Source organism: Arthrobacter sp. 10L424 (assembly GCF_056395325.1).
The window spans coordinates 777,255-802,655 of sequence record NZ_JBFTJH010000003.1; the positions used below are offsets into that span (position 1 = coordinate 777,255).

Sequence of the window (25,401 nt, forward strand, 5' to 3'; positions counted from 1 at the left end):
CAACAAGAAAAGGAGCCATCAATGGCTAGCAACGAAGAGATCCTGGCCGGCCTGGCTGAAATCGTCAACGAAGAGACCGGCCTGGCCACCGAGGCTGTCGAAATGGACAAGTCCTTCACCGAGGACCTGGACATCGACTCCATCTCGATGATGACGATCGTCGTCAACGCTGAAGAGAAGTTCGGCGTGCGCATCCCGGACGAAGAGGTCAAGAACCTCAAGACCGTCGGCGACGCCGTCAGCTTCATCGCGAACGCACAGGCCTAATTTCGGCCCCGGCCGGTCCGGGGGCGCAACTGCACCCCCGGACCGCGCCATTTGCAGCACCCTCCACTGCACCACCCCAGAGATTTTCAAACGCAGGCCCCGGCAGCCTTCCCCAGGTCCCGGACACGGCAGGCGCACCGACAGAGAGTGATCCCATGGCACGCAAAGTAGTCATTACCGGTCTGGGTGCCACCACACCCATCGGCGGCGATGTCCCCACGATGTGGAAGAACGCGCTGAAGGGCGTCTCCGGCGCGCACACGCTCGAGGACGACTGGGTGGCCAAGTACGAACTGCCGGTCCACTTCGCCGCACGCGCCACCACCGCAGCGACCGAGGTCCTGAGCCGGGTCGAAGCCAAGCGCATGGACCCCTCCACGCAGTTCGCCGTAGTCGCCTCCCGCGAGGCCTGGGCCGACGCCGGCATCACCGAAATCGACCACGACCGGCTGGCTGTGGCCTTCGCCACCGGCATCGGCGGCGTCTGGACGCTCCTGGACGCGTGGGACACCCTGCGCGAAAAGGGCCCGCGCCGTGTCCTGCCGATGACCGTGCCCATGCTGATGCCCAACGGCCCCGCCGCGGCGGTAAGCCTCGACCTCGGCGCCCGCGCCGGCGCCCACACCCCCGTCTCCGCCTGCGCGTCCGGCACCGAAGCCGTTCACATGGGCCTGGACCTGATCCGTTCCGGCAAGGCCGACGTCGTGGTCTGCGGCGGCGCCGAAGCCGCCATCCACCCGATGCCGATCGCCGCGTTCGCCTCCATGCAGGCACTCTCACGCCGCAACGACGATCCCGAGCACGCCTCCCGCCCCTACGACCGTGACCGCGACGGCTTCGTCATGGGCGAAGGCGCCGGGGCCCTGGTGCTCGAAGCCGAGGAACACGCCCTGGCCCGCGGCGCCCGGATCTACGCCGAACTGGCCGGCACCTCGGTCACCGCCGACGCGTACCACATCACGGCCCCGGACCCCGAGGGCCTCGGCGCCACCCGCGCGCTGAAGGCCGCCATGTTCGACGGCCGGATCCAGCCGGAGGACGTGGTGCACGTCAACGCGCACGCCACCTCCACCCCTGTCGGCGACAAGCCCGAGTACGCGGCCCTCAAGGCCGCCCTGGGCAAGCAACTGGACAGCGTCGCGGTGTCAGCCACCAAGTCGCAGATGGGGCACCTGCTGGGCGCCTCCGGTGCGGTGGAAGCCGTGCTGACCGTCATGGCAATTTACGACCGCAAGGCGCCGGTGACCATCAACCTTGAGAACCAGGATCCGGAGATCCCGCTCGACGTCGTCACGACCGCCCGCGACCTGCCGTCGGGCAGCATCGCGGCGCTGAGCAACTCCTTCGGCTTCGGCGGCCACAACGCCGTGATCGCGGTCCGCAGCATCTAGTTCCGGCTGCCCGCAGCACACCGAGTCTCCAGTTGGCGGCAATGTTCCTCGTGAACATTGCCGCCAACTGCTTTTTCGACGCTGGTGGAAGCGGTCTCACTGATGTTGTGAAGCCTGCCAAATGACGGATGGCGGCAATGTTCTTTGTGAACATTGCCGCCATCTGTCGTTTGGCGCAGCTATGGAGTGTTATGTGGCGGGTCCTTCCGGGCTGCTTAGCCCACCTGGTGGAGCCAGCGCACGGGAGCACCTTCGGCGGCGTGCCGGAAGGGCTCCAGTTCTTCATCCCAGGCTTCGCCGAGGGCCAGGGAGAGCTCATGGTAGACCGCGGACGGGTCGCCGGCGCCCGATTCGTAGGCATAGCGGATGCGGTCCTCGGAGACCATGATGTTGCCGTGCACGTCCGTGACGGCATGGAAGATGCCAAGCTCCGGCGTGTGCGACCACCGGCCGCCATCAACGCCCTGGCTGGGTTCCTCGGTGACTTCGTAGCGCAGGTGCGCCCAGCCCCGGAGAGCAGACGCCAATTGAGCCCCCGTGCCCGGATTTCCGGTCCACGACAGCTCCGCCCGGAACATTCCGGGCGCTGCTGGCTGAGCAGTCCACTCAAGGTCCGTCCGCTTGTCCACAACGGAACCTATGGCCCACTCAACGTGGGGGCACAGGGCAGTTGGGGCCGAGTGAACGAACAACACACCGCGGGTCAGTGCAACAGACATTCCATCCTCCATAGCTGTAGGTACGTCTTCCCCAACGACCTCTGCCTGGATGTCTGTCTGTTGCGCGGGTCCGTAGTGATGCGGGTGGTCCTTGCCAGACTATTAAGTTACTGCCCGGATTCTCGGTGTGGCTTGATGCTCATGAGCTTCAAGCAACACTTGAAAGTTGCCGGGCGTGAGTCTTATTCTGCCGTACCCCACCTAATTACGCCAGTGCAATTCGGCGCGTCTTTCCCGGCGCGCCCTTGGGGCGTCTCCAAGGGGGCCTTTCCGCTCCGGCGGATCGGGCCGAGGCGTTGGGATCAGGCCCTCGGGTGGGCCTGCTGGTAGCTCTGCCGGAGCCGCTCGACCGATACATGGGTGTAGATCTGCGTGGTGGCCAGGCTGCTGTGGCCCAGGATCTCCTGCACCGCGCGGAGGTCGGCCCCGCCGTCGAGCAGGTGCGTGGCGGCGGTGTGCCGGAGTGCGTGCGGCCCGGTGGCTGCGGTGTCCCCCAAGGCCTCGAGCAGATCGTGGACGACGCTGCGGACCTGCCGCTGGTCGACCCGCTTGCCGCGGGCCCCGAGGAACAATGCCGCCCCCGAGGTGTCCGTGGCGAGGGCGGGCCGGCCCCGGCGCAGCCAGTCGTCGACGGCGAGCGCAGCGGGCAGGCCATACGGCACGGTGCGTTCCTTGTTGCCCTTGCCAAGCACCCGCAGGGTCCTGCGGTCGGGATCGAGATCATCAACGTCGAGGCCGGCCAGCTCGCCGACCCGGATGCCGGTGGCGTACAGCAGCTCGACCATGGCCCGGTTCCGCAGGGGCATGGGGCCGCCCGCGGCGGCCGCGGTTTCGGTGCCTTCGACGAGCCGAAGGACCTGCTGCTGGTGTAGCACGCCGGGCAGGGATTTTTCCCGCTTCGGTGCCTTGAGCCTCAATGCCGGGTCCGCTGCGATCAGTTCCTCGCGGACGGCCCATGCGGTGAAGGCCCGGGCGGTGGCGGAGCGGCGGGCCAGTGTGGCGCGGGACATCCCCGACTCGCTTTGCGCGCCGAGCCAGCGCCTCAGGGTGCCAAGTTCGAGCCCGGCGAAATCCTGCACCCCCTCGGAGGCTGCGAACTCCAGGAGGCTTCCGACGTCGGAGAGGTAGGCGCGCACGGTGTGGGCCGACCGGCCCCGTTCCATTTCGAGATACCGGCCGAAGGCCTGGGCTGCGGTGGCCAGTGGGGCCGGGATCTGCTGAGTGGACACTCCCCTACTCTCGCAGGATTCACCCGGCGATCAAGGAGCCCGACGGCGAGCCGCACGTATGGCCGGTGCCGGTGCAGCTGGGGCGCCGGTGTCGTCCGTCGCGCCGGTGCCATGCACTGGAAGCCTTCCGCCGCTCAGCCTGCCTTGCCGGCCCGTTTCCAGCCGCCGGCGTGAGACTCGGCCAGGCCCAGCAGCCCGAGCCGGCCGAGCCCCGCCCTGACCGAGTCGGCGCTCAGTCCCGCCACTGACGTGAGCTTTTCGACGGAGCTGGTGGTCCGCAACGGCAGGGCGTCGAGCAGGATGAGGTCCTCCAGGGTCAGTCCGTCATGGACCGCCGCCGGGCCGGTCCTGGCGTCGGGCAGTGACTCACCGCTGGGTGCGGCGAGTTCCGCGATCTCCCCCGCATCGGTGACGCAGACAGCCCCGCCCTCGCGGAGCAGCCGGTGGCAACCCGCGGAGTTGGCGCTGTGCACTGAGCCCGGCACCGCACCTACGGCCCGGCCCAGCGTTTCCGCATGGTGCGCCGTGTTCAGGGCACCGGATCTCCACCGGGCTTCCACGACCACGGTGACCGAGGCAAGCGCGGCGATCAGCCTGTTCCGCTGCAGAAACCGGTACCGCGTCGGCGCGGACCCCGGCGGCACTTCGGCCAGGACCGCTCCCTGGTTGGCGACTGCCCGGAGCAGGTCTTCGTTGCCGGAGGGGTAGAAACGGTCCACTCCGCCTGCCATCACGGCAATGGTGGGCATGCTCCCGGAGGACCCTGCGGCGAGGGCAGCGCGGTGGGCATGCGCATCGATCCCGTAGGCGCCGCCCGAGATGATCGTGAACCCGCGCTGCGCCAGCGAGTACGCCAGGTCGCCAGTCACTGACGAGCCATACGAGGTACTGTCCCTGGAACCAACCAGCGCAATGGACGTGTCGGCCGGAGGCAGCTCCTGCTCGATGCCGCGCCACCACAGGCAGATCGGTTCCTGCAGTCCGAGGTCGGCCAGCTGCCGGGGCCAGAGTTCGTCCGAAGGAATGATCATGCGACCGCCGAGCCGCTGCATTGTCGCGAGGTCCCGGCCCGGCGCCAGATCCGGGATTCTCGGCGCCCAGCGCTTCCGGGCAGTCCCCAGGCCCGTCCAGCCGCCGCCCGAACCGTTCTCGTCCAGAAGCCCGAACAGCTCCTGTTCCAGTTCCGCGCCGAAGGCCACCTGGCCGGTGGCGATCCTCAGCGCGTCCTCTGCTCCGGCGATGCGCACGAGTGCGAGGCCTGCGGCGTCCTGCGGCTCGAACAGCCGGGACAGCGCCGCCCTGGCAGTCCGTTCGCTCTCTGTCATGGTGTCGTCCTTTCACGGGCCGGCGATGGGTGGTGGCGCTGCAGCGTTGGCGGCAGCGCCAGGGCGACATGCCCTGGTTGGCGTGGATGGGGGTCAGGCCGCGACGGCGGCCTGCCGAAGATTGAGTGCGAGGCCGATATCGTCGGCCTCCGGCACGTCCCGACGGGAAAGATCCGCCAGGGTCCACGACAGACGCAGCACGCGGTCGTAGCCGCGCGCCGTCAGCACTCCGCGCTCCAGGGCGTGGTCCAGTATCCGCGTGGTGGGGGCGCCGAGCCGCAGTGCACCCCGGAGCACCCGCCCGGGCACCTGGGCGTTGGTCTCCATACCAAACGGCAGCAGCCGCTCAAGCTGGCGTTCCCGCGCGGCCTGGACACGGGCAGCGATGGTGGCGGTATCCTCCTCATCCGCGGGCTGGCCAAAGTCGGCGAGCGTCACCCGCTCGACCTGCAGCTGGATGTCCACCCTGTCCAGCAACGGCCCGGACATCCGTGCCAGATAGCGCCGGCGCATCGTTGGGGTGCAGATGCAGTCCACCCCCTTGCCCGCGGCCTTGCCGCAGGGGCAGGGGTTGGCCGCTAGAACCAGCTGGAAGCGGGCAGGGTACGCCGCTGTCCCTGCCGAACGGTGAAGCACCAGCTCCCCGCTCTCCAGCGGCTGCCGGAGCGCATCCAGGACCCGGCGTTCGTATTCCGGTGCCTCATCGAGGAACAGCACACCGCGGTGGGCCCGGGACGCCGCACCGGGTCTGGGCAGCCCCGAGCCTCCTCCGATGATGGCCGCCGGCGTGGCCGTGTGATGCGGGTTCTCATAGGGTGGCCTCCGCACGAGTTCAAGGGAGGCCGAGGTCAGCGAGCAGAGCGAATGGATGGCCGTCACTTCCATGGCCTCGGCGTCGCCCAGATCCGGGAGGAGCCCCGGAAGGCGTTCAGCCAGCATCGTCTTTCCCGCGCCCGGTGGCCCCGTCAGCAGCAGGTGGTGGGCGCCGGCTGCGGCCACTTCCAGGGCCATCCGTGCCTCCCCCTGTCCGGAGACGTCGCGCATGTCCGGCGGCACGACCGAAAGGGCCCCGGCGCCGGCTCCCGGTGCACCTACTTCAGACTCGGGTTCGAAGTCGAGGGCCAGGTCCTGCGGGTCCGCGCCGAAATCGAACGCCAGCCGGGCCAGGGTGACATAACCGCGCACACGCGCGCCGGGCACCAGCTCGGCCTCGGCGGCGTTCGCCTGCGCCACGACGATGTCGGCGTAGCCGGCACGCACCGCGGCCATAACTGCCGGAAGGATTCCACGGACCGGCCGCAGCCTGCCATCCAGTCCCAGTTCGGCGATGAACACGGTCCGGGCAGTGGACCGGACGTCGTTGGAGGCCAGCAGGGCAGCCATGGCGATGGCCAGATCAAAGCCGGAGCCGCGCTTGGGCAACGACGCGGGAATGAGGTTGGCCGTGATCTTCCGGCGGCTCAGGGGAATGCCGGAGTTCTGGGCGGCCGAACGGATCCGTTCTTTGGCTTCGTTGAGCGAGGCATCCGGCAGGCCCAGGATGATGAACGCCGGAAGCGTCTGGCCGATGTGCGCCTCGACCTCCACGATGTAGCCGTTCAGCCCCACGAGGGCCACCGAGTAGGTCCGGCCCAGCGACACCTACCCCACCCCCTTGAGGTGTTCCACGGCGGGCTCGCCGATGCCGTCGTCGAGCACGGCGATGACATCTACGCGGCGCAGCGGCATACGTAGTTCATGGTCGCGGCACCAAGCCGACGCCAGCCGGTGCAGCCGGGCAAGTTTGTCCACTCCCACGGCCTCGAAGGGATGCCCGTACGCGAGGGACTTGCGCGTCTTCACCTCAGCGATGACCAGCGCGTCGCCGTCGAGCGCGACAATGTCGATTTCGCCCTCGGAACACCGCCAGTTGCGGTCCACGATCCGCATCCCCTGGGCTTCGAGGAAACCGGCGGCGAGTTCCTCACCGCGCCGTCCCAGCACGTCCTTAGCTCTCATGGAAACCAGCCTGCGCCGCGGCAGCAGGAAGGCCCAGCGCGTCAGGACGCTATGTGGAAAGCAGGCCCAAGGATGGTGATGTGGGGGAACAGTGGGCAGCCGTTGCCCGGCTGCCGGGACGGATCAGTTCCCCAGATCCTCCACCTTGGGCAGGGCGAGCTCCTCGCTGCGCGGGAGCTCCTCGACGTTGACGTCCTTGAACGTGATGACCCGGACGCTCTTGACGAAGCGTGCGGAACGGTAGACGTCCCAGACCCAGGCGTCCTGCAGTGTCAGGTCGAAGTAGACCTCGCCGTCGGCGCTGCGCGCCTGGAGGTCAACATGGTTGGCAAGATAGAAACGCCGTTCGGTCTCGACCACGTAGCTGAACAGTCCGACGACGTCGCGGTATTCGCGGTAGAGCTGCAGCTCCATGTCGGTTTCATAGTTTTCAAGGTCCTCGGCACTCATGGTTCCATCTTGCACCATTGGGCGCCGCCCGCGCGCCACGGCCGTCCCGCGGCGCCCGCGTTGCCCGGCTGTCGCTCAGTCGGCGAGCAGCCGCCAGCTCACGCGGTGGTACGGCGTGGGTCCGGCGGCGCGGAGCGCATCCTTGTGGAGTGCGGTGCCGTAGCCCTTGTTCACGTCCCAGCCGTAGGCAGGGTACTCCGTGTGGAGCCCGCGCATCATGCCATCACGTTCCACCTTGGCCAGGATGGACGCCGCGGCGACGCTCAGGCACTGCATGTCCGCCTTGACCAACGTGTGCACCGGCGCGTCGCAACCGGGCTCCGCAGGGCCGTCGTCGAACAGGGAGGGCTGAGTCTCGGGCGAGAGCCAGTTGTGGCTGCCATCCAGGAGCACCACGTCCGGGGTCACTCCGGCGGCCAGGACCGCGAACCAGGCTCGGGTGCCGGCGAGCCGGAGAGCGGCGACAATGCCGAGGGCGTCGATCTCATTCGCCGAGGCATGCCCGACGGCGGAGGCCACGCTCCAGCCCCGGACCAGCGGCACCAGCCGTTCGCGGTCCTCCACCTTTAGGAGCTTGGAGTCCCGCACATCGGCAAGCAGCTTCTGCTCGTGCAGGTCCACGACCGCGATTCCCACACTGACGGGTCCGGCGAGGGCGCCGCGGCCCACCTCGTCGATGCCGGCGAGGAACCGGGCGCCGGAACCGCGGAAGCGGCGCTCGTAGTCGAGGGTGGGGGCTTCAGACATAACGACCAGCCGCTACTTTCCGGCCGGGGCCGGCACGTCGCGGAAGACGTCAGGATAGTTGTCCAGGGCGGTGATGCGGTTCAGCGGCCAGGCAATGACTGCGGCCCTGCCTTCGATGTCGGAGATGTTCACGAAGCCGCCGTTGCTGTCCGTGTGGGCGCGCGAGTCGGCAGAGTGGTTCCGGTTGTCGCCCATCACCCAGACCTTGCCTTCGGGGACCACGACGTCGAATTCGCGGACCTGGGGCACTTCGGCGGGGTTGATATAGGGCTCGTCCAGCGGCGTGCCGTTGACCATCAGCCGGCCGCCCGCGTCGCAGCAGGCCACATGATCGCCCGGCAGTCCGACCACGCGTTTGACCAGGTGCTGCTCCGAGTTGTCCGGCAGCAGGCCAATGAACGTCAGCCCATCCTGCACCCAGGTGAAGGGGCCGGATTCCTTCTGCGCGGCAGGAACCAGCCAGCCCTGGGAGTCCCTAAACACGACGACGTCGCCGCGCTCCAGCGCGAACGGTTCCGGAACCAGGAGGTTTACGAAGATCCTGTCGTTCACGTCAAGGGTGTTGACCATGGATTCAGACGGGATGTAGAAGGCCCGGAAGAGGAACGTCTTGATCAGGAAGGACAGAACGATAGCGACGAGCACAACCGTCGCAATTTCTTTGGCCCAGAGGAACATCGGGCTGTGGCCCTCCCGGGCTTTGGCCCGGCGCGCACGCCGCGATGAGCCTCCCGCATGGGATGGCCCGCCCGCCGCCGGAGCATCCAGGGGCGGAACATCCCTGGCCGGGGCGGTCTGACCCGTGGCGGCCTGGCCCGAGGGGTCGGAAGACTCCTGCGGGTCGGTGGCCGGCGAAGGATTCGCAGCTGCGTACGGGTTCTCCTCGGCGGGGATCGCTGAGGAGGTTACCCGGGGCTGGTCCTGCCCCCGCGGATCGGGAGTCCGGGGTCCGGTCTCGGGCATTTACTGTCCGTTCTTCGCTGTCGTCGTGGCGGCCTCGGGGGGCCGTGCTACTGCTGTAAATCTATCAAGCGGCCAAAGGATCTGTACGGGCCTGCCGATCACCCTGTCCAGCGGCACCATGCCTCCGCCGGGGGCGCCCAGGAGACTGCGGGAATCGGCCGACTGTGACCGGTGGTCCCCCATCAGCCAGAGCCTTCCGGGGGGAACGATCACGCTGAACTTCAGCTGGCTTGGGGCATCGCCCCCGTAGATATAGGGTTCCGCGACTTGCTGGCCGTTGACTGTGAGTTTGCCGCTGGCATCACAGCAAATCACATGGTCCCCCGGGATCCCGATGACCCGTTTGATATAGGTGTTGTCGCCGCCTGAAAGGCCGATCCAGTGCCCGACGCCGCCAAGAAAGTCCAGAACGGGGCCGTTGCCGCTGTTCAGCGCGGAGAAGGAGCCTCGGCCGTCGAAGACGACAATGTCGCCACGGCCCACCGGTTCGGACTGGAAATCCGTCCGCGAGACGAGGATCCTGTCCCCCTCCTGGAAGAGTGGCTCCATCGAGGCGGAGGGGATGTAGTACACATCGAGCCACAGTGAGCGGACCAGTCCGCTGATGAGTACGGCCAGCACGACGGCCAGCAACACAAAACGCCAGCCGAGTTTCCTGGGCTGGCGTTTTGTGTGTTCCATGATCCGTATCCTCTAACGCTTTTCTGAAGTGAACAGCGCTGTTGCGGATGCTCCGGCGCTGGCCGGACACGGTCCGTGGACCCGCGGTGGAAGACTCCGGCGGAAGCCGGAAGAGTCTTACTTGGCGGGCTGGAAGTCGCGCTTTTCCTTGATCTTCGCGGCCTTACCACGCAGGTTGCGCATGTAGTAAAGCTTGGCGCGGCGCACGTCACCCTTGGAGACGAGCTCAATCTTGTCGATGATCGGGGAGTGCACCGGGAAGGTACGCTCCACGCCGACGCCGAAGGAGACCTTGCGGACGGTGAAGGTTTCGCGCAGGCCGTCGCCGTGGCGGCCCAGGACGAAGCCCTGGAACACCTGGACGCGGGAGTTCTTGCCTTCGATGATGTTCACGTGAACCTTGAGGGTGTCACCCGCGCGGAAGACGGGAACATCGGTGCGCAGCGAGGCTGCGTCTACGGAATCGAGGATATGCATTGATCCACTCCTGGTGAACGCCACAGGTCCTTCACGTTGGGTCACGGCGGCCAAGCCCGGGCGCGGATGCGGCCCGGAAATTCCCGCCGAAAAATTGTGAATCCGGCTCCGCCAGGACTTGGCGGCGGCCGGGGTGCCGCGCTGTTGGTGACGCTCCCCCTGTGGCAGGTTCGCACCCAGCAGGCACAAGGACTAATTTTGCCACACCCGGGGCTTTCCAGCCAATCCGCTCAGACGGAATCCCCGCCGGCGTCTGCGCGGCGCTCGAGGCGGCCGTCGACGACGTCGTACCCGAGATCCGCGAAAGCGGCGCGGTCCGCGCGGGGCAGCCTGGCGGCGTCGAACTCCTCGAGCAGGTCCGGGCGCCGTTCGGCGGTGCGCCGGTACTGCTCGTGCCGCCTCCACTGGGCGATCTTGCCGTGGTTGCCGCTGAGTAGCACCGCCGGGACGCCGCGGTCCCGCCAGGTGGAGGGTTTGGTGTACACGGGGTACTCCAGCAGCCCGTCCGAGTGCGATTCCTCCACGAGGGACTCGGGATTGCCGACGACGCCGGGCAGCAGGCGGCCGATGGCCTCCACCATGGCCAGCACGGCCACTTCGCCGCCGTTGAGGACGTAGTCGCCGAGGCTCATGGGCCGCACCGTGAAATGCTCGGCGGCCCATTCCATCACGCGCTCGTCGATGCCCTCGTAGCGTCCGCAGGCGAACACCAGCCGGTCTTCCCCGGCCAGTTCGTGGGCGGTGGCCTGGGTGAACCGCTCCCCTGCCGGTGACGGCACGATCAGGACCGGTTTTGACGCTTCAGTCCCGGCAGTTGCCGGCCCGACGGCGTCTGCCGCCCCGGCCGGGTCCGGCTGTGCCCCGGCGACGGCGGCCAGCGCCTGGGCCCACGGCTCGGGCTTCATGACCATGCCGGCGCCGCCGCCGTAGGGGGTGTCATCCACAGTCCGGTGACGGTCCGTGGTGAAGTCCCGGAGGTCGTGGACGCTCAGCTCCAGCAGGCCGTCCTGACGTGCCTTGCCGATCAGCGAAAGTTCCAGTGGTGCCAGGTATTCGGGGAAGATGCTGACGACGTCGATCCTCATTTAGGCGTTGTCTCCGGCATCGGCACGTTCTCCCGAGGCGCCCGCGGGCTCCTGCACGTCCTCCGACTTGGCCTCGTCCTCGGCGTTGACCTCAAAGAGTCCCGGCGGCGGGGTGACCACGACGTAGCCTTCGCCGATGTTGACCTCGGGGACGATCTGCTCCACGAAGGGGATCAGGATTTCCTTGCCGTCCGTCGCGGTAACCACCAGCAGGTCCTGGACCGGGAGGGTGTGGAGGCCGGAAACCTTGCCCACGGCCTGGCCACCGACGCGGACTTCCAGTCCCTCGAGCTCGTGCTCGTACCAGCCCTCGTCGTCGTCATCGTCGTCGAGCTCTTCGGTTTCGATGAACAGCTTGGCGCCCCGGAGGGTCTCCGCGTCGTTGCGGGTCTCAATCTCCTCGAAGGCGAGCAGCAGGATGTCCTTGTTCCAGCGGGCGCTCTCCACGGTCAGCGGGCCGGCCGAGGCCGGCTCCACGACGAACTGGGTGCCGGGGACGAAGCGGTCGCCCGGAGCATCGGTGAGCACCTGGACGGTTACTTCGCCGCGGATGCCGTGGGGCTTGCCGATTCGTGCCACCTGAAGCTGCATCTGTTCCTCTGTTCGGGGTTGGTGAGTCTGTGGGTCTAGGGGTAAAGACCGGGATTTCCGGTAAAAACAGTCCGGCCCCTCCACCATTATCTGGTGAAGGGGCCGGACTCAAGACAAGTGTTGCTGAAAGCGTTACCGGCGGCGGTCGGTGTCGACGACGTCGACCCTGACCGGCTCGCCGTCCGCCAGTGCTGCCACCACAGTGCGCAAAGCGCGTGCGGTGCGGCCCTGGCGGCCGATTACCCGTCCGAGGTCGTCCTGGTGAACGCGCACTTCGAGGGTGTCCCCGCGGCGGTTGTTCTTCGCACTGACCTTGACATCTTCAGGACTGTCAACGATCCCGCGGACGAGGTGTTCGAGCGCTTCGGCCAGCAATTTACTCGGCCTCGGTGGTCTCTGCTTCGGCGTCGGCGGGAGCCTCGGCTGCGTCGTCCTTCTTGGCCTTCTTGGTGATGGCTTCCGGGATGATCACGGAACCCTTTTCCGGGGTAACGAAGGCAGCCTTGGGGGCCTTGGTCTTCAAGGTGCCCTCCTGGCCGGGGAGACCCTTGAACTTCTGCCAGTCACCGGTGATCTTGAGGATCGCGGCGACCTGCTCGGACGGCTGTGCGCCGACGCCGAGCCAGTACTGGGCACGGTCCGTGTCGACCTCGATGTACGAGGGCTCTTCGGTCGGGTGGTACTTGCCGATCTCTTCGATGGCACGGCCATCACGCTTGGAGCGTGCATCCATGACGACGATACGGTAGTACGGTGCGCGCATCTTGCCGAAGCGCTTAAGGCGAATCTTTACGGCCACTTTTGTGGTCACTCCTGTTTCTGAAACGGGGTCGAGCCCGGCGTTCTGCACCCGTGGGGCGGGCCATACTAGGGGGTTCTAAAAGGACAAGATCCGGACGCGGAGAGAGGGGCCACGCAGATCGAGTACCTGTTTATTGTGCCAGATCAGCGGCGGGATTTCGACTTGACACCCGCAACCGGCCCATTTAGCGCCCTGACGGTTGCCTCGGACGCGTCAGGAAGTCCAGACGTAGAGACCGGATTTGCTGGCGGGATCGACGGCGGCGGCCAGTTCGGCGAGCTGGCGGACGTAGCGGGCGGCCTGCTCCGCACCGAAGGGCATGTCCTCCTCGGCGGCCCAGCTCTCTGCGACGTCGTCCAGGACGACTTCCTCGCCCTCGGTCTCATAAGTGAGCAGCTCGGCCAGGGCACGGACCATCGCCGCCGGGACGCCAAGCAGGGAGTCGCTGGCGACGTCGACCATGGCGAGCTCGTAGTCGGCGCCTGAGGCGTGGACCGCGGTGCCGGCCAGGTCGCCCAGGCGCTCGACTTCGAAGTCGCTGATGTCGGCAATGCGGACGGCCCCGGGGGCCGCGGCCGCGCCGCCGTCGAGGGCGGTGGCACGCTTGAGGGCTTCGTCGTGGGTGGAGACAAAGACTTCGGTGAATCCCATGGAACTCGTCCTTAGCTGTTGGCGGCGCTGGTCCGCTGTTTTTGGCGTCGCTTCAGCCTAGCTGTTTCCGCCGGGGCTGGTGCCCGGACTGGACATGCCCTCCCCTGACCGTGACCACTGGACATAAGGCGACTATGTCCGCCCTTGGCCGTGACCAGTGGACATGCCCGCGGTCCCTGCCAGCGAAAAGTGGACAGGTCCCTAAGGCCGGGCCCCGGGTTCAGCGGACGCAAGGTCCAGGAGGGCCGGCCGCGACGCCGTGGCAGCGCGGTTCCTTAGCGGACGGCGACGCGGATCCGGTTGCGCCACGGGTCCTCGAAACGCAGCTCGGCTCCGGTGTGGTGGGACTGGACCCCCGCGGTCTTGAGGCGGTCGGCGAGGGCGCCGACGTCGTCGCCGGCCGGTACTTCGATCAGCACCTCGCCGAGGCCCAGGGTGTCGCGGCGGGGGCCGGCGCCTCGGCTGTTCCAGACGTTCATGGCCATGTGGTGGTGGTATCCGCCGGCGGAGACGAAAAGCGCCTGGCCGTGCCAGCCGGCGGTTTTTTCGAAGCCGAGCGTGCCGACGTAGAAGTCGTGCGCGGACTGCACATCGCCGACCTGCAGGTGGACGTGACCGATGCCGGCATCCGTCTCGCGCTGCCCGGCGAGCGAGGCCTCGGTGAGGTGTTGCTCGAGGTAGCGCTGCGGCGGCAGGGCAAGGCTGTCCATAACAACGTTCTTGCCATCCCAGGACCAGGCATCGCGGGGCCGGTCCCAGTAGAGCTCGATGCCGTTTCCTTCGGGGTCATTGAAGTAGAACGCCTCACTGACGAGGTGGTCGGCGCTGCCGGTGAAAGACTGCGGTTCGAACTGCGCGGCGGACGCGACCGTTGCCGCGAGAGCCGGCTGGTCGTCGAACAGCAGGGCAGTGTGGAAGAGGCCGGCCTCGCCGCGGGAGGGCAGGTTCAGCCCGGGGGCCGGGGCCAGGTGGACCAGCGGCTTCCGCTTGCGTCCGAGGTAGAGCCCGCCGTCCTGCTCGGCCACGATGTCGAGGCCGAGGGCGCGCTGGTAGTAATCGGTCATCAGCTTCATGTCGCCGACCTTGAGCATCACGGTACCCATGGTGAGTTCGGCGGGAAGGAGATCCTGGGTGCTGGCTTCTGCAGTCATTTCATCGCTCCGATACTTCGGCGGCCACCGACCGTCGATGACCCTTCATAGATATAAATTACTTGAAGCTTCAATTTATTCCTAATGGAGCAGGCGGGTTCCTAGCGGACCACTTCTCCGCGCAGCACGACGCTCTTGAGGTCCCTCAGCGTGGCCAGATTCCTGCGCGGGTCCTCGGCGCAGACCAGGACATCGGCGCTGGCGCCATCGGTGATGACGTCCGCCCCCAGCCAGTCCCGCGCGGCCCAGGCGCCGGCGTCGAGGGCTGCCGCGGCCGGGAGTCCGGCGGCGTGCAGCGCCTGGAGTTCATCGACGATGCGACCGTGCTTGATGACGCTGCCGGCGTCCGTTCCGGCATAGATAGTGACACCGGCTTCGTAGGCTTCAAGGACGCGTCCTGCCCGGCGCTCCCAGAGCGAGCGCATGTGGGCCGCGTAGCGCGGAAACTTGGCCTCGGCCTGCGCGGCGATGTCGGGGAAGGTGGCGATGTTGATCAGGGTGGGGACGATCGGCACGCCCTGTTCGACGAACCGAGGCAGATGCCGGGGAAGCAGGCCGGTCGCGTGCTCAATGCAGTCGATCCCGGCGTCGAGCATGTCGTCCAGGGTGTCTTCGGCGAAGCAGTGTGCGGTGACGCGGGCGCCTTCGTCGTGGGCGGCAGCGACGGCGTCCTTCAGCCTCCGGGCCGGGAAGCTCGCCGCGAGGTCGCCGGCGTCCCGGTCGATCCAGTCCCCCACGAGCTTGACCCAGCCGTCCCCGGCCCGGGCCTGCTTGCGCACGGCCTCCACCAGGTCCTTCGGTTCCACCTCGACGGCGAAGCCCCGGAGGTACCGGCGCGTCCTCGCGATGTGCCGGCCGGAGCGGATGAGCCGCGGCAGGTCGGCGCGCTGCTGGATCCAGCGGGTGTCGTGGACGGCGCCGGCGTCGCGGATCAGCAGGGTTCCGGCGTCGCGGTCGGTCACGGCCTGTTCTTCCGCCATCTGCTCCGGGACGTCCCCGCCGGGGCCGAGCCCGATGTGGCAGTGCGCGTCGACGAGTCCGGGGATGACCCAGCCGTCGAGCACCAGGTCCGGGGCGGCGGCGGGCCGGCGGAAGGTGAGGACACCGTCGACGGACCAGAGGCCGTGTTGCTCTGTGTCGGGTGCGGTGAGGACGGTGCCGCTGAATTCGATGATGCGGGTCATGGCTTAAAGCCTAAGTCGCATGACGACCCGCCGCCCAAGATCATCCAGCCCGAGCTGTGCTTCACGCGTTCGCAGGGCCGCCAGCGCCGGTCCTGGCTCGGCACATTCCCCGAACCCGCAGCTCGCGTAAAACGGTGCATTGAATGGAACGTCCGCGAACGTGCAAAGGGTCATGGATCTATGGCCAAGGCTCCGGGCCCGGTCGATGGCCGCCTCGAGCAAAGACCGTCCGATTCCGCGCCCGGCTGAGTCGGGATGTACCGAGAGTTGTTCCAGATGGGTCTGGCCGCCGACCTCGTCAACACGGGCGAATCCCACGGGCGGATTTCCTGCGGCCAGGACGGCAGCCAGAACGAAGAGCGGCTCAGCAGCGGCCTGCGGCTCCGGGGCAGGGAGAGCCTGATGCCCCAGCGCCGCTTCGAGCGTTCGGTCTGCCGCGGCCTCGAGAGCGGGCAGTGCCGCGAGGTCCCCAGGCGTTGCTGCCCTGATAAGGGGCACGGCCCTGGGCTGAGTCACGGTGCCACGGTAGCACCGGCGCGGGATGGCCGGCCCCACACTGCGTTAGGACGCGTGGGCGTGCTGCTGCCGGCCGACGTCGGCGATGAACGTCCGGATGACCCGGTTCCCTTCCGCTGAATCCTGGGGCCGGTGCCCGCCGGCCGCTGTGCGGTGCAGGGCGCCGGTCTCGCGCAGGTAGCCCGCGATCTCTTCGTAGAGGGGTTCCCAGCCACCGGTCAGGACCAGGGTGGGGACGCCGGGGACGATCTGCAGCGGGGCTTCCCAGGGCGGGGCCTGCAGGCGGAGGCGGCGCGCCTCCCGCTGGTCTTCCGGGCGCGGGGCGCCGAGGGTCGCCTGCGCGGGCGTGTGCGCGGCGAATACCCGGCGGACGAATTCGCGGTGGAAATCCTCGTCGCTGAGATTGTGTCGGACCTCGAAGAGCGGCTGCATCAGGGCGCGGTGCGCCGCGGTGGCCGGCAGCTCCGCCGTGAGCGAGAGGCACGCCGGTTCCACCAGGGTCAGCGACTGCACCAGGTCGGGCCGCTCGACGGCGGCCATCATCGCCGCAATGGCACCCTGCGAATGCGCGACGACGTGACCGCCCGCAACGCCGCGGCCGTCGTCAGCCAGGGCGCGGAGGACGATGGCGGCGTCTTCAGCGAAGTCGGTTTCCAGCGGTTCCGCGGTGGGGTCAAAGCCGTGGCGGCGCAGGAACAGGGCGTCATAGTTCAGCGCCATTCCGTGCTGCTTCGGCCACGCGGCAGCACCGAAGCTGCCGGCCCCGTGGACGAAGACTACGCGCTGCTTGAACATGGTCTAACCCTATGGCACCGGCCCCGCAATGGGGCCGCCGACATCTCGGCCGGACGGGCCTATTTGCCGCCGCCGAGGAACTTATCGAAGCCCTTGGGCAGGTTCAGCTGGGAGGGATCGAAATCTCCGCCCTGCTGGCCGAACGCGGCCCCGGTCGGAAGGGCCTTGGCGCCCGCGGCGCGCCGGGCCTCGGCGTCCTTGAGCTCCTGCGCTGCCTTGGCCGGGTTGCCGGAGCGGGCCTTTTTCTTGGGTGCGGCCTTGCCGCCCTTGCGGGCACCGCCGCCGCCCATGCCCGGCATGCCCGGCATTCCGGGCATGCCGCCGCCGGCTGCCATCTTCTTCATCATCTTCTGGGCCTGGGCAAAGCGCTCCAGCAGGCCGTTGACCTCGGAGACGTGCACGCCTGAGCCGCGGGCGATGCGGGCGCGGCGGGAGCCGTTGATGATCTTGGGCGCGACGCGTTCATGCGGCGTCATGGAGCGTACGATCGCCTCGACGCGGTCGATCTCGCGCTCGTCGAACTGCTCGAGCTGCTGCCGGATGTTCTGCGCTCCGGGCATCATCATGAGCATCTTTTTCATGGAGCCCATGTTGCGGATCTGCTGCATCTGGGCCAGGAAGTCGTCCAGGGTGAAGTCTTCCTGGTCGGCAAATTTCTTCGCCATCCGGGCAGCCTCGTCCTTGTCCCAGTTCTGCTCGGCCTGCTCGATCAGGGTGAGCACGTCACCGAGATCGAGGATGCGTGAGGCCATGCGGTCCGGGTGGAATAGCTCGAAGTCGTCCAGGCTTTCGCCGGTGGACGCGAACATCACGGGCTTGCCGGTAACGGAGGAAATGGAGAGCGCGGCGCCGCCGCGGGCGTCGCCGTCGAGCTTGGAGAGCACGATGCCGGTGAAGTTGACGCCTTCATCGAAGGCCATGGCCGTGTTGACCGCGTCCTGGCCGATCATGGCGTCCACCACGAACAGCACTTCGTTCGGAACGATGGCGCTGCGGATCTGGCGCGCCTGTTCCATCATCTCGGCGTCGACGCCGGTCCGGCCGGCCGTGTCCACGATCACGACGTCGTGGAGCGTGCGGCGGGCTTCCTCGACGCCGGCGCGGGCGACGGCGACCGGGTCGCCGGCCGGGTGGTCGAGTTCGGTCGAGGTGGCGCCCGGGTGCGGCGCGAAGACCGGCACGCCGGCGCGCTGGCCGACGACCTGGAGCTGGGTCACCGCGTTGGGGCGCTGCAGGTCGCAGGCCACCAGCATGGGGCTGTGGCCCTGCGCCTTGAGGTACTTGGAGAGCTTTCCGGCCAGGGTGGTCTTGCCGGCGCCCTGGAGGCCGGCGAGCATGATGATGGTGGGCCCGGTCTTCGCGAGGCGGATCCGGCGGGTCTCGCCGCCGAGGATCTCGACGAGCTCCTCGTTGACGATCTTCACGATCTGCTGGCCGGGGTTCAGCGCGGCGGAAACCTCGGCGCCGAGGGCACGCTCGCGGACACGTCCGGTGAACTCGCGGACCACGGGCACGGCGACGTCGGCATCCAGGAGGGCCCGCCGGATTTCGCGGACCGTGGCGTCAACGTCCGCCTCGGTCAGGCGGCCCTTGCCACGGAGATTCTTGAAGGTTGCTGTCAACCGGTCAGAGAGTGAATTGAACACGCGCCGTGCACTTCTTTCAGTGGATCTACGGATGGCTGCCGGTCCGGCACGCCAGCGTCGCGGCTGAAGTTCGCCTGAACGAACCGCCTCGACAACGGGACTCGACTATCTAGGGTACCAAGACGGGCGTTCAAGATGGCATGCTGGCGTAGGTGACCAGCAAAACAACTGTAAAAACCCTGCTCATCCTGGGCGCCTCGGGCGACCTCACCGGCAGGCTCCTGCTGCCGGGACTTGCCAGGCTCGTGTCCCGGGGGCGCGCCGACGGCCTGACCCTGGTGGGCGCCGGCTCGGATGCCTGGACCCCGGATCAGTGGCTGGAGCGCCTCGAAGAGTCATTCGCCGACGCCCACTCCCAGGCCGGGGCCCCTGGCCGCCGGGAGCTGAAGCGGATCCGGGAAACCACCAGCTACCACCAGCTCGACGTCACGGCCGACGGGCAACTGGCCGGCCTGCTGGCGCAGCTGGAGGGGCCCGTGGCCATCTACTTCGCCCTGCCGCCGCGCGTCAGCCAGCTGGCCTGCGAGGCCCTGGCTCCCGGCCAGGTGCCCGCCGGGACGCGGCTGGTCATGGAGAAACCGTTCGGTTCCAGCGAAGACTCCGCCCGCCACCTCAATGCGACCCTCGCCGCCCTTGTCCCGGAGGACCACATCCACCGGGTGGACCATTTCCTGGGCAAGGCGACGGTGCTGAACATCCTGGGCCTGCGTTTCGCGAACACCTTCCTCGAGCCGGTGTGGAACCGCGGGCACATCGAAAAGATCGAGATCGTCTTCGATGAGGACCTCGCGCTGGAAGGGCGAGCCCGGTATTACGACGGCGCCGGCGCCCTGCGCGACATGATCCAGAGCCACCTGCTGCAGATCATGGCCCTCCTGGCGCTCGAACCGCCGGCGTCGGTGGATGAGCGGGACCTCCGCGACGCCGTCGCCACTGTGCTGCGGGCCAGCAGCATCAAGGCGCCCTATGCAAAAAGCACACGCCGCGCCCGGTACACCGCGGGATCCATCGGCGGCCGGACGGTGCCGGACTACGCCAAGGAGGACGGGGTCGACGCCGCCCGGGGCACCGAGACGCTCGCCGAGGTGGAGGTGGAGATCGACAACTGGCGCTGGCAGGGCGTCCCGTTCATCCTCCGGTCCGGCAAGGCGCTGGGCAACAAGCGCAAGGAGGCCGTGGTGACCTTCCGCCCGGTGCCCCACCTGCCCAAGGGCTTCACCGGGGTGGACTCCCCCAACCAGCTGCGGATCGGCTTCGGGCCGGACACCCTGCAGTTCGACGTCGATGTGAACGGCCCCGGCGACATCCTCAGCCTGGACCGCGCTACCCTTAAGGCCGAGTTGAGCGCCTCGGCACTGCTGCCGTACGGGGAGGTCCTGGAGGGCGTCCTGACCGGCGATCCGCTGCTCTCCGTCCGCGCCGACACCGCGGAAGACTGCTGGCGCATCCTGGAGCCCGTCCTCAAGGCCTGGGGCAGGGGCAGCGCACCGCTGGAGGAGTACGCGGCGGGAAGTGACGGGCCGGAGGGCTGGCCGGCCTGACCGCCGGCCGGACGCGGGCGGACCGGCCGGCCGACGCCCCGGCTGAGCCGCCGTCGGGCGCTGGTTCAAGCGGCCAAACGCACAAAAGCGGGCCGGGACCCTTTTCAGGTTCCCGGCCCGCTTTTGTGTGAAGCCGCTGGTTAGATCGCAGCCGATCCGCGTTCGCCGGTGCGGACCCGTACGGCCTCGAACACATCCATCGTCCAGACCTTGCCGTCCCCGGCCCGGCCGGTGTTGGAGCTGGCGATGATGACATCCAGGATGTCGTCCGCCTGTTCATCGGTGGCCAGGACCTCTACCCGGATCTTGGGGAGCAGGTCCACGTTGTACTCGGCTCCGCGGTACACCTCGGTGTAGCCCCGCTGCCGGCCGTAGCCGCTGGCCGCGCTGACAGTGAGGCCCTGCACGCCGTAGGCTTCGAGCCCTTCGCGGATGGTGTCGAGCTTTTCCGGCCGGACGATTGCTGTGATCAGTTTCATGCCTCCACGCTTTCCTTGCCTGCGGTCTTCTTGCCATTGGACGACGCGTCCACCGTCTCGGCGGCCGGGGCCGCTGCGGCCTGGCCCTGGGACTTGCCGGTGATGAGCTCGTGCAGCGGGGTGAAGCTGCCGCCGTGGCCGCCGACACCGAATTCGTAAGCGGTTTCGGCGTGCAGGCTGAGGTCCACGCCCACCACTTCCTGCTCCTGGGAAACCCGGAAGCCCATGGTCTTGTGGATTGCGAGGGCGATGATTGCGGTCATGATCGCGGAGTAGGCGATGGCGATACCGGCCGCTGCGAGCTGCGCCCAGAGCTGGGTGAGTCCGCCGCCGTAGAAGAGGCCGCCGCCAACACCCTCAACGGGCAGGGCGATGAAGCCCAGCGCCACGGTGCCGATGATGCCGGAAACCAGGTGGACACCGACGACGTCGAGCGAATCGTCAAAGCCCCAGCGGAACTTGAGGCCGACGGCGAGGGCGGAAGCCGCACCGGCGATGAGGCCGAGGCAGAGGGCGCCGATCGGGCTGACGTTGGCGCAAGCCGGGGTGATGGCAACGAGGCCGGCAACCACACCGGAGGCGGCACCGAGCGAGGTCGGGTGACCGTCGCGGATGCGCTCCGTGACGAGCCAGCCGAGCATGGCCGCGGCGGGGGCTGCCAGGGTGTTGACCCAGATCAGGCCGCCCTGTTCCGCCGTCGTTGCTGCGCCGCCGTTGAAGCCGAACCAGCCGAACCACAGGATCGCGGCACCGAGCATCACGAACGGGATGTTGTGCGGGCGGTGGTTGGGGTCCTTGCCGAAGCCCTTGCGGTTGCCGATGATCAGGACGAGGATCAGCGCGGCAACACCGGCGTTGATGTGGACCACCGTGCCGCCGGCGAAGTCAATCGCGGGGCCGAGGGCCTGGCCGATCGCGCCTTCCGGGCCGAACAGCCCGCCGCCCCAGACCATGTAGGCCAGCGGGCAGTACACCAGGGTGACCCAGACCGGGACGAAGACGGTCCAGGCGCCGAACTTGGCGCGGTCTGCGATCGCGCCGCTGATCAGTGCGACGGTGATGATGGCGAAGGTGGCCGCGTAGCCGACCTTGATCAGTCCGTCAGGAGTATCGATGCCCTCCAGCCCGAAGGTGGCGAACGGGTTTCCGACCATCTGCATGAAGCCCTCGCCGGAGCTCATCGAGGCGCCCCAGAGCACCCAGACCACACCGACCATGCCGATGGAGATGAAGCTCATCATCATCATGTTCAGTGCAGCCTTGGCGCGCGTCATGCCGCCGTAGAAAAATGCGAGTCCTGGTGTCATGAACAGCACAAGTGCCGCTGCCACCATCAGCCATACGTGACCTGCGGTAAGTTCCATGGTGCACGTCCTCCCTTGCTTAGATGCGAATCTGTTGGGTGTTCCTGCGGAGTTCTCCGCATGCCTCAACGCTGTTTGCGTTCTAAGAAGAGTTTGTCCGGGGCGTGTTTCACCGGGAGAGGAATTAGATTGCCGGGTTGTTACAAGAACCTCCCGGAAGTAAATGGTGCAAATCCTTCTTGTTACGGTTATGTTTCACCGGTTCCAACACCCCCTCTCCCGCATGCCCGAACCGCCCGCACCGCCAGGAAGCCACCATCATGAGTAAGACCCCCCGTTCCGCGGGTTCCCCGCCGCAGGCCGCCCTCCGAAGCAACGGGAAGGCGGTGCTGCCCCGGGACATCAAGGTGATGTTGGTGGCGGCCTTCCTCATCGCCCTGGGCTTCGGCCTCGTGGCCCCGGTCCTCCCCCAGTTCGCCACGACGTTCGACGTCGGCGCGACGGCGGCTGCCGTGATCGTGAGTATCTTCGCGTTCATGCGGCTCGTGTTCGCTCCGGCCGGCGGGGCACTGATTGTGCGGCTCGGGGAACGGCCGGTGTACGTGGCCGGCCTGCTGATTGTTGCGGCGTCGACGGCGGCCTGCGCGTTCGCCCAGGACTACTGGCAGCTGCTGGTCTTCCGGGGACTCGGCGGCGCCGGCTCAGTGATGTTCACGGTCGCGTCGATGGCCCTCGTGGTCCGCCTGGCGCCGCCCGAGAGCCGCGGCCAGGTCTCCGGGGCGTACGCCTCGGCCTTCCTGATCGGCAATGTGTGCGGGCCGGTCGTCGGCGGCCTGCTCGCCGGCTTCGGCCTCCGGATTCCGTTCCTTGTCTACGCGGCCGCCCTGGTCGTGGCCGCCCTGGTGGTGCAGACCCAGCTGAGCCATGTGCCGGCCGCTTCCCGCCCGGACGGCGGCACGGCGCCGGCGATGGACTTGCGCGAGGCACTGCGTGACAGCGCTTACCGGGCGGGGCTGTTCTCCAGCTTCGCCAATGGCTGGGCGACCTTCGGCGTGCGGATGGCCACGGTGCCGCTCTTCGCCGTGGCCGCGCTGAACGCCGGGCCGGAATCGGCAGGCTGGGCGCTGGCGGTGTTCGCCGCGGCCAACGCGGTGGCGCTGACCTTCTCCGGCAGGCTCGCGGACAGCCTGGGCCGGAAGCCCATGATGATTTCCGGCCTGCTGGTGACCGGCACCGCGACGGCGGCGATCGGCTTCACCCACGAACTGCCGTGGTTCCTCCTGGCCACGGCCGTGGCCGGCATCGGCTCAGGCCTGCTGGGCCCCGCCCAGCAGGCCGCCATGGCCGACGTGATCGGCAACGAGCGCTCCGGCGGCCGGGTGCTCGCCATCTTCCAGATGACGGCCGACAGCGGAGCGATCATCGGGCCGGTGCTCGCCGGGCTCCTCGCGGACCGGCTGGGCTATGGCTGGGCGTTCGGCGTCACGGGTGGCGTGCTGGTCGCGGCCGCGGCCGTCTGGATGCTGGCCCGGGAGACCTTCCAGCGCACCGCGCGGCCGGACGGGTACCGTACCCCCTGATCAGGGCCCGGTTTCGCCCGAACGGAGACCCGCGCAGAACTTCACCGGCGGACTTCGTTAGGCTGTGGGGAGATCCCACCAGAAGCTGGAGTAATTAGTCATGCCATCCCAAGATCCACCCAACGAACACCTGCCCGATCCCAGGCCGGAGGACGCGGCGACCGGAACCAGGCGCAGGAAGCTCCGTCCTGCCGTCGTGGTCCCCGTGGTTGCCGTCATGGCCGTCATGGCCGTGCTGGTTTCCCTGGCACTTTTCCTCAGACCCGGCACCACGGTCGACGCGGCCCCCTCACCGGCTCCGGCATCAACCACGGCCACCGCCCCGGCGAAAACGCTGCCGCCGGCACCAGCTGTCTCGTATTACCAGCAGGCAGGCCCGCCCGCCGGCTCACCGCTGGAGGCAGTGGAACCACTCCAAATCAGCGTCGCGAAGGACCTGGTGGGCACCCGGCTGGCCAAGGGCATGGTCGGAATCTCACTGGAGGCCACCGATCTCGCTGACCCCTCCCTCAGCAGCGGCAACGCTTCGCTGGTGAAGCTGTTCCAGGAAGCCGACCAGCCGGTGCTCCGGTTCGGCGGCAACGCCGTTGACCGCCGCTTCTTCTGGACTTCCACTAATGAGGCCGTCCCGTCCAACTACACGGGGGACAAGGCACATCCCGTTCGTGCCGTGGGTCCGGCGGACCTGGCCCGCGTGAACACGCTGCTGGACGCCGTCGATGCCAAGATCGCCCTCACTGTCGACCTGGGCCACTACGGCCCGGACCGCGCTGCAGACATGGCCAAGCACGCGGCACAGATCTTTGGCCCTCGGCTCTTGAGCTTCACCATCGGCAACGAGCCCAATGGATTTGGGACCAATGGCGTCCGCCCGGGCGGCTACACCATTGAGAACTACGTGGCGGAGCTCAAGGCGTACGCGAACGCGATAAACGCTGTCGCGCCCAACGTCCCTATTTCGGGCCCGGGCGCCTACGACCAGAAGTGGTGGCAGCCATTCATTGACGCGGACATTCCGCAGAAGAAGATCCTGTCCTTCCACTACTACCCGATGTACAGCTGCGACGGAGTGGTGGATCCCTTGGCCTCGCCGACCATCGCGAACGTCATGAGCCGGCTGATGCATGAACGCGCCGTGGACTACCAGCAGGCGGCCTTGGCCGCCGGCCGGGCGGCAGGGCTCGAAACCTGGCTTCCGGAGACGGGAATCGCTGCCTGCCCCGGCTCCAACGAAACATCAAGAACCCACGCTTCGGCCCTATGGACCGCCGACTACGCGCTGAACGCCGCACAGCTGGGCATCACGAGGATCGGCTTCCACAGCTCGTTGCTGACGTGCAAGGGCGGTCCCCCCATGTCCGCCGTCTGCAGCGGCGGGGCTTACCTGAAACCGGACGGGAAAGTTTCCGGCCGGGCCAACTTCTTCGGCATCTCCATGGTCGCGGAGATGGCCGAAGGGAAGTTCCTGAAGGTGAATACGAAGGGTGGCGGCCTGGTGTTCGCCTATGCCCTGCAGAACGCCGACGGAAGCACCAGCGTTGCCATTGTCAACGAAAACGACCCCGAGAAGTCCGCCCAGACCGAAGTCACCCTCAAGCTGCCCGGGCAGGCGCTGACCGGAACCATGACCCAGATGACCGGTCCCAGCTACGCGGCCGAGGACAGCACGGTGATCGACGGTGCCAAGTCCGAGCCGGTCCCGCTCGCCGAGCGTGCCACGGTTGAGGGTTTCAAATACGGTTCACAGACACAGACGTTCAAGCTGACGGCGGGAACGGTTACCGTGCTGAACTTCCAGTACTAGAGGCCACAAGCCACTGGCTCCCGGT

At 67.8% G+C, this 25,401-nt stretch carries 27 protein-coding genes; 5 read left to right on the forward strand and 22 right to left on the reverse strand.

Annotated features, from left to right (window positions below):
- Positions 1-21: 21 nt before the first annotated feature.
- Positions 22-267 carry an acyl carrier protein gene (locus AC1DC5_RS09210; protein ID WP_018773434.1) on the forward strand — a complete coding sequence of 82 codons (246 nt, stop codon included), beginning with the start codon at positions 22-24 and terminating at the stop codon, positions 265-267.
- A gap of 155 nt (positions 268-422) precedes the next feature.
- Positions 423-1,658, forward strand: coding sequence for a beta-ketoacyl-ACP synthase II (fabF, locus tag AC1DC5_RS09215; protein WP_441406672.1), 1,236 nt, complete (start codon positions 423-425; stop codon positions 1,656-1,658).
- A 215-nt stretch (positions 1,659-1,873) separates the two neighbouring features.
- Here the strand turns inward: fabF and AC1DC5_RS09220 are convergent, their stop codons facing one another.
- The 20 genes from AC1DC5_RS09220 to ffh all read right to left on the reverse strand — a co-directional run bounded on the left by AC1DC5_RS09220 (position 1,874) and on the right by ffh (position 18,668).
- Complete coding sequence (locus AC1DC5_RS09220; protein ID WP_056426723.1) at positions 1,874-2,377, reverse strand: DUF3145 domain-containing protein; 504 nt, start codon at positions 2,375-2,377, stop codon at positions 1,874-1,876.
- 302 nt (positions 2,378-2,679) lie between these two features.
- A complete protein-coding gene (locus AC1DC5_RS09225) occupies positions 2,680-3,606 on the reverse strand; it encodes a tyrosine recombinase XerC (protein ID WP_476864907.1) in 927 nt (308 codons plus the stop codon).
- A gap of 134 nt (positions 3,607-3,740) precedes the next feature.
- Complete coding sequence (gene dprA / locus AC1DC5_RS09230; protein WP_476864908.1) at positions 3,741-4,931, reverse strand: DNA-processing protein DprA; 1,191 nt, start codon at positions 4,929-4,931, stop codon at positions 3,741-3,743.
- Positions 4,932-5,024: 93 nt separating this feature from the next.
- A complete protein-coding gene (locus tag AC1DC5_RS09235; protein WP_476864909.1) occupies positions 5,025-6,572 on the reverse strand; it encodes a YifB family Mg chelatase-like AAA ATPase in 1,548 nt (515 codons plus the stop codon).
- Positions 6,573-6,938 (reverse strand): YraN family protein, encoded by a 366-nt coding sequence (locus AC1DC5_RS09240; RefSeq protein ID WP_476864999.1) that lies wholly within the window; start codon positions 6,936-6,938, stop codon positions 6,573-6,575.
- A 114-nt stretch (positions 6,939-7,052) separates the two neighbouring features.
- Positions 7,053-7,379: a DUF2469 domain-containing protein gene (locus AC1DC5_RS09245; protein ID WP_018773443.1), complete on the reverse strand. Its 327-nt coding sequence runs from the start codon at positions 7,377-7,379 to the stop codon at positions 7,053-7,055.
- 75 nt (positions 7,380-7,454) lie between these two features.
- A complete protein-coding gene (locus AC1DC5_RS09250) occupies positions 7,455-8,126 on the reverse strand; it encodes a ribonuclease HII (protein ID WP_441406486.1) in 672 nt (223 codons plus the stop codon).
- Between the two features lie 12 nt (positions 8,127-8,138).
- Positions 8,139-9,089, reverse strand: a complete 951-nt coding sequence (lepB, locus tag AC1DC5_RS09255) for a signal peptidase I (RefSeq protein WP_476864910.1) — start codon at positions 9,087-9,089, stop codon at positions 8,139-8,141.
- Positions 9,090-9,770, reverse strand: a complete 681-nt coding sequence (gene lepB / locus AC1DC5_RS09260) for a signal peptidase I (protein ID WP_476864911.1) — start codon at positions 9,768-9,770, stop codon at positions 9,090-9,092.
- Between the two features lie 117 nt (positions 9,771-9,887).
- On the reverse strand, positions 9,888-10,247 hold the full coding sequence (rplS, locus tag AC1DC5_RS09265; protein WP_441406489.1) for a 50S ribosomal protein L19: 360 nt from the start codon (positions 10,245-10,247) through the stop codon (positions 9,888-9,890).
- Between the two features lie 230 nt (positions 10,248-10,477).
- The gene (gene trmD, locus AC1DC5_RS09270; RefSeq protein ID WP_476864912.1) at positions 10,478-11,332 is read right to left on the reverse strand and encodes a tRNA (guanosine(37)-N1)-methyltransferase TrmD; all 855 of its coding nucleotides are present in this window, start codon (positions 11,330-11,332) and stop codon (positions 10,478-10,480) included.
- Positions 11,333-11,923, reverse strand: coding sequence for a ribosome maturation factor RimM (gene rimM / locus AC1DC5_RS09275; protein ID WP_476864913.1), 591 nt, complete (start codon positions 11,921-11,923; stop codon positions 11,333-11,335).
- Between the two features lie 132 nt (positions 11,924-12,055).
- On the reverse strand, positions 12,056-12,298 hold the full coding sequence (locus AC1DC5_RS09280; RefSeq protein WP_056426755.1) for an RNA-binding protein: 243 nt from the start codon (positions 12,296-12,298) through the stop codon (positions 12,056-12,058).
- Between the two features lies 1 nt (position 12,299).
- Positions 12,300-12,722, reverse strand: coding sequence for a 30S ribosomal protein S16 (rpsP, locus tag AC1DC5_RS09285; RefSeq protein WP_024366590.1), 423 nt, complete (start codon positions 12,720-12,722; stop codon positions 12,300-12,302).
- A 216-nt stretch (positions 12,723-12,938) separates the two neighbouring features.
- On the reverse strand, positions 12,939-13,376 hold the full coding sequence (locus AC1DC5_RS09290; protein WP_476864914.1) for a hypothetical protein: 438 nt from the start codon (positions 13,374-13,376) through the stop codon (positions 12,939-12,941).
- A 275-nt stretch (positions 13,377-13,651) separates the two neighbouring features.
- Positions 13,652-14,527 (reverse strand): VOC family protein, encoded by an 876-nt coding sequence (locus AC1DC5_RS09295; protein WP_476864915.1) that lies wholly within the window; start codon positions 14,525-14,527, stop codon positions 13,652-13,654.
- A 101-nt stretch (positions 14,528-14,628) separates the two neighbouring features.
- Positions 14,629-15,711, reverse strand: a complete 1,083-nt coding sequence (locus AC1DC5_RS09300; RefSeq protein ID WP_476864916.1) for an amidohydrolase family protein — start codon at positions 15,709-15,711, stop codon at positions 14,629-14,631.
- A 3-nt stretch (positions 15,712-15,714) separates the two neighbouring features.
- Positions 15,715-16,266: a GNAT family N-acetyltransferase gene (locus AC1DC5_RS09305; RefSeq protein ID WP_476864917.1), complete on the reverse strand. Its 552-nt coding sequence runs from the start codon at positions 16,264-16,266 to the stop codon at positions 15,715-15,717.
- 6 nt (positions 16,267-16,272) lie between these two features.
- Positions 16,273-17,022: an alpha/beta hydrolase gene (locus tag AC1DC5_RS09310; protein ID WP_476864918.1), complete on the reverse strand. Its 750-nt coding sequence runs from the start codon at positions 17,020-17,022 to the stop codon at positions 16,273-16,275.
- 59 nt (positions 17,023-17,081) lie between these two features.
- A complete protein-coding gene (gene ffh / locus AC1DC5_RS09315) occupies positions 17,082-18,668 on the reverse strand; it encodes a signal recognition particle protein (RefSeq protein WP_476864919.1) in 1,587 nt (528 codons plus the stop codon).
- A gap of 152 nt (positions 18,669-18,820) precedes the next feature.
- On the opposite strand from ffh, the gene AC1DC5_RS09320 reads away from it, so the two are divergent.
- Positions 18,821-20,209, forward strand: a complete 1,389-nt coding sequence (locus AC1DC5_RS09320; protein ID WP_476864920.1) for a glucose-6-phosphate dehydrogenase — start codon at positions 18,821-18,823, stop codon at positions 20,207-20,209.
- 140 nt (positions 20,210-20,349) lie between these two features.
- On the opposite strand, the gene AC1DC5_RS09325 is transcribed toward AC1DC5_RS09320, so the two are convergent.
- Positions 20,350-20,688, reverse strand: a complete 339-nt coding sequence (locus AC1DC5_RS09325) for a P-II family nitrogen regulator (RefSeq protein WP_024366371.1) — start codon at positions 20,686-20,688, stop codon at positions 20,350-20,352.
- Positions 20,685-22,052, reverse strand: a complete 1,368-nt coding sequence (locus AC1DC5_RS09330; RefSeq protein ID WP_476864921.1) for an ammonium transporter — start codon at positions 22,050-22,052, stop codon at positions 20,685-20,687. Before AC1DC5_RS09330 ends, AC1DC5_RS09325 begins: the two co-directional genes overlap by 4 nt.
- Positions 22,053-22,312: 260 nt before the next feature.
- On the opposite strand from AC1DC5_RS09330, the gene AC1DC5_RS09335 reads away from it, so the two are divergent.
- Entirely contained in the window at positions 22,313-23,572 is a 1,260-nt protein-coding gene (locus AC1DC5_RS09335; protein WP_476864922.1) for an MFS transporter, read from the forward strand.
- A 100-nt stretch (positions 23,573-23,672) separates the two neighbouring features.
- Entirely contained in the window at positions 23,673-25,376 is a 1,704-nt protein-coding gene (locus AC1DC5_RS09340; protein WP_476864923.1) for a hypothetical protein, read from the forward strand.
- Positions 25,377-25,401 lie beyond the last annotated feature (25 nt).